Below are 3799 nucleotides of genomic sequence, written 5' to 3'. Positions count from 1 at the left end.
GGATTCGCCCGACAGTAGGTGTGTTCCTGGTAATGCTGGTTCCGTTTTCACCAGTTGCATTGAAGCCACCAACCACCAGACTACCTTGCGCTATGGCGTACACTTCACCATCAATGCCTCGTAGCGGAGTGAGCAATAAGGTGCCACCGCGCAAGCTTTTTGCGTCCCCCAATGAAGACACCGTGACCGTCAAGGTTTGACCTGCACCTTGGTGAGGTTCCACCATGGCAGTGACACTCACAGCGGCCACGTTTTTCAGCTTAGGATTGGTCGCATCATCCAGTTGCACGCCAAATTGCTTGATCATGTTGACCACCGACTGTTGCGTGAACTTCACTTGCGATTTATCGCCAGACCCGTCCAAGCCCACAACTAATCCATAGCCAATAAGTTGGTTTTGTCTGTCGCCATACACCTCTGCGACTTCAGCAATCGGACGCGCCGCATCTGCTGAAGAAGTAAACCCGAGCAAGCACCAGGGCAACGCCAATAAGGTTAAGTAGAAGCGAATTAGGGCGCTCATTAGAATGGCATCCATGGCGAATTGAAGAACTGGGTCAACCAACCTGCAGTGTTGGTATCAGCAAACGAGCCGCGGCCAGCATAAGTGATTCTTGCATCGGCGATTCGCTGGGAAGAGAGTGTGTTGTCAGCCTGAATATCATCGACCCGCACATTGCCCGTCAGGCGAATGTATTCATCTCCTTGGTTAAGCTTGAGCCACTTCTCTCCTCTCACCCTAAGCACGCCATTCGGCAAGACGTTGTAAACGGTGACAGTAATAGAACCCGATAAGCTGTTACCTTGTTTCGAAGCAGCTGCGCCATCAAAATCTCGCGTAGCATCAACAGAAGCGCTCACGTCTTCAAATGTCTTGTTGCCCAATGTAGGCGCGGTTATGTTGGCGCTGGAATCTTTGCCATATTGGGTTGAAGCACTCTTATCGGACTCTGTTTTTTCATCCAACAACACCGTTAAAATATCGCCCACACGGTACGCTCTTCGATCTTGGAATAAGGTCATCGAAGTGGTACCGGTATAGAGGCTGCCTTTGCTGACTCTAGTCACTTGATAGTCCAACTCGGGCGGCGCGTACGCTTCATCATTTGGCGATGGTGGAATAAAATCGTCTTGGCGACCAGCACAACCCGCCACCATCACCACCAGCAAGGTAACTACGGCGAGATAATAAATCGCACCGATTGCATACGGCTTACCCAACCTTGGCTTAATTGGCTTTTCCATGTCAGATCTCCCTAGCAACCATCGTTATTCGCTCGTTAAAGCAAGAGCTATGATTGCTGCGCGATGTACTGCAGCATCTCATCGGCTGCGCTGACCATCTTGGCGCTCATCTCATAAGCGCGTTGGGTGGCGATCATATCAACCATTTCTTCCACCACCTGTACGTTCGATCCTTCGAGTGCCCCTTGTTTTAACTGGCCTGAACCTTCTGTTCCTGCGACGAGCTCGACCGCTTCACCCGAGCCTTCCGTTTCAATAAATAAGTTTCCCCCTTGAGCAGAAAGCCCTGCAGGGTTCATGAATTTCACTATGGTGATTTGCCCTAGATCTTCAGGATTCACTTGGCCCGGTATCGTGGCGCTAACCACACCATCAGCAGTAATACTGACCAGAGTCGCTTCTGGAGGAATGACGACTTCAGGGATCAGAGGATAACCTTGCGTATTGACTAGCTGGCCATCAGAGTTGGTTTGAAACTGGCCATTTCGGGTATAGAGCAGCTCTCCATCTGAGTTCTCAATTTGAAAGAAACCATCACCTAGAATAGCCAGATCAAATTGTTGGTTGGTATTCTGGATATTCCCTTGAGTAAACACTTTCTCGGTGCCGACTACTCGAACACCATTACCGAGCTGAATCCCCGTTGGATGTTCATTAAGCTCTGTGGTTTCGGTACCTGCTTGCTTATCGACACTGTAAAAAAGATCTTCAAACACCACTCGGTCTCGCTTAAAACCCACCGTATTGATGTTGGCAAGGTTGTTCGAAATCGCCGTCATTTTTGCATCCTGTGCGGCCATCCCTGTTTTGGATATCCATAAGGCACTGTGCATAATTCCCTTCCTTAAGCTTTGAGAAGCTTATTGCCTATCTGAGCGATTTCATCCGCTGATGCCATCACTTCAATTTGCATTTCGTATTGTCGAGTCAGCGACATAATGCTGACCAGCTCTTCTAAACTGGAGACGTTACTCGCCTCTAAATAACCAGAACGAACCTGAACGCTAAAGTCTTCAGCCAGAACCTGACCGCCTTTGGGAACAAAGTGTCCACTCGCATGCATGGTCATCTGTTCGTTCTCGGGTTTAACCAACTTAAGTGCACCCACCTCTAGCGACGCCTCACCTCCAATCGGGGTGATCGACACCAATCCATTCGAACTCACCGATACAAACTCAAAGTCTGGCAACGCCATTGGGCCATCAGTCGACATCACTCGACGCTCGCCAAGGTAGAGTTGGCCATTGCCATCCAGTCGAAAATTGCCTGCCCGCGTATAGAGCTCGGCAGGTTCATCTTCTAGCCCTTCGAGAGTAATAAACCCGTCACCATTAATGGCGACATCCAGTGGTCGCTCGGTACGTATATCTTCACCCTGAGCAAAGTTATTGATCGAAGAGTTGGTTCTAGAGGTGACGGAAGTCAGAAAGCCCGATCCTTCAAGGCGCATCGGTGTTGAGTGCTCCATCAAGGCTTTAAAACCAACGGTGTCCGCATGGGACAAATTATTCGCGCGCACGTGCTGAGCGAGCATGGTTCGCTCAGCACCTTTCGCTGCACTAAATAGAATCGGATTCATAGTGCTACACCACGTTGAACAAGGCTTGCGTCAGTTGATCCGATGTCGATATCGACTTGGTATTGGCTTGATAGTTACGCTGAGCCGTCATCAAGGCCACCAGTTCAGACGTCAGATCAACGTTGGAGCCTTCGAGCGCACCGGAAGTCAAATCCCCGAACACACCACTGCCCGCAGTACCCAGAACGGGCGTGCCAGAACTAAAGCTTTGTAACCAAGCGGTATCACTGGTTTTGATCATGTTTTGAGGGGAAGCAAAGTCGGCAAGAACCACCTGACCTTGCAATTGAGACTGACCATTGGTGTAGGTCGCAAAGATACGGCCATCGTTTTCCATTCGGACACTGGCATAATCACCGGAGGTGTAACCATTTGGGCTATTTTTGGAGACAACGAAGTCACTACCAAATTGGGTAACTGCAGATAGGTCGATATTCACCGTGACACTGTTTGCCCCATTGGCAGGGTCAAAACTGACTGAGTAGTTCCCCCCCGATGAGATGGTGCCATCGGCATTAAAGGTAAAGTTCGCGGTATCCGTCGCAGTTGGTGAAGCGGCAGCTACCAAGGCATCAGCCCCATCAATCGCTTTACCATCAACCAAGATGTGAACATCCCAGTCATTAGACGCGCCTTTGACAAAGTACTGGCTCACCGTATGAGGGTTACCCAAAGAGTCATAAACTGGCGTGGTATAAGAGTGGTTGTAGGTGGATGAATCGCTGTAGTCGAATGCGCTGGCAGGAACCTGCTCTCTGGCGTCGAGGTTAGCAACAAACTCAATGGCATCTGTTTCCCTAGCCTGCAATGATGCAGTACTTATCTGCACCGTGCCTACCGAACCGAGCAATAAATTGTTATTACCATCCACCGAGTAACCTTGCAGGGCGGCACCACTGTTCGCAGTTATCACCCCATCAGCGTTCATGTTGAAAATACCAGAACGGGTATAGAGAGTTTGCCCTTTACTGTCTT

The 3799-nt window shown here is 49.8% G+C and carries 5 protein-coding genes; all 5 read right to left on the bottom strand.

Going from position 1 to position 3799, the window contains the following annotated elements; genetic code table 11:
* Positions 1-523, bottom strand: a 523-nt coding sequence (locus BCT81_RS09600) for a flagellar basal body P-ring protein FlgI (RefSeq protein ID WP_198596872.1), incomplete at its 3' end; no start/stop codon positions are given.
* The gene (gene flgH, locus BCT81_RS09595; RefSeq protein ID WP_081090314.1) at positions 523-1245 is read right to left on the bottom strand and encodes a flagellar basal body L-ring protein FlgH; all 723 of its coding nucleotides are present in this window, start codon (positions 1243-1245) and stop codon (positions 523-525) included. The genes BCT81_RS09600 and flgH, both read right to left, overlap by 1 nt.
* Before the next feature lie 47 nt (positions 1246-1292).
* Entirely contained in the window at positions 1293-2078 is a 786-nt protein-coding gene (flgG, locus tag BCT81_RS09590; protein ID WP_102423980.1) for a flagellar basal-body rod protein FlgG, read from the bottom strand.
* Between the two features lie 11 nt (positions 2079-2089).
* A complete protein-coding gene (locus BCT81_RS09585) occupies positions 2090-2824 on the bottom strand; it encodes a flagellar hook-basal body complex protein (RefSeq protein WP_102423979.1) in 735 nt (244 codons plus the stop codon).
* A 4-nt stretch (positions 2825-2828) separates the two neighbouring features.
* The coding region (locus tag BCT81_RS09580) for a flagellar hook-basal body complex protein (protein WP_102423978.1) at positions 2829-3799 on the bottom strand (971 nt) is incomplete at its 5' end.

The organism is Vibrio sp. 10N.261.52.A1 (assembly GCF_002876325.1).
GTDB classification, from domain to species: Bacteria; Pseudomonadota; Gammaproteobacteria; order Enterobacterales; family Vibrionaceae; genus Vibrio; species Vibrio chagasii.
Note: the sequence above shows the minus strand (reverse complement) of the source record. Positions and strands in the feature narration are given on the sequence as shown.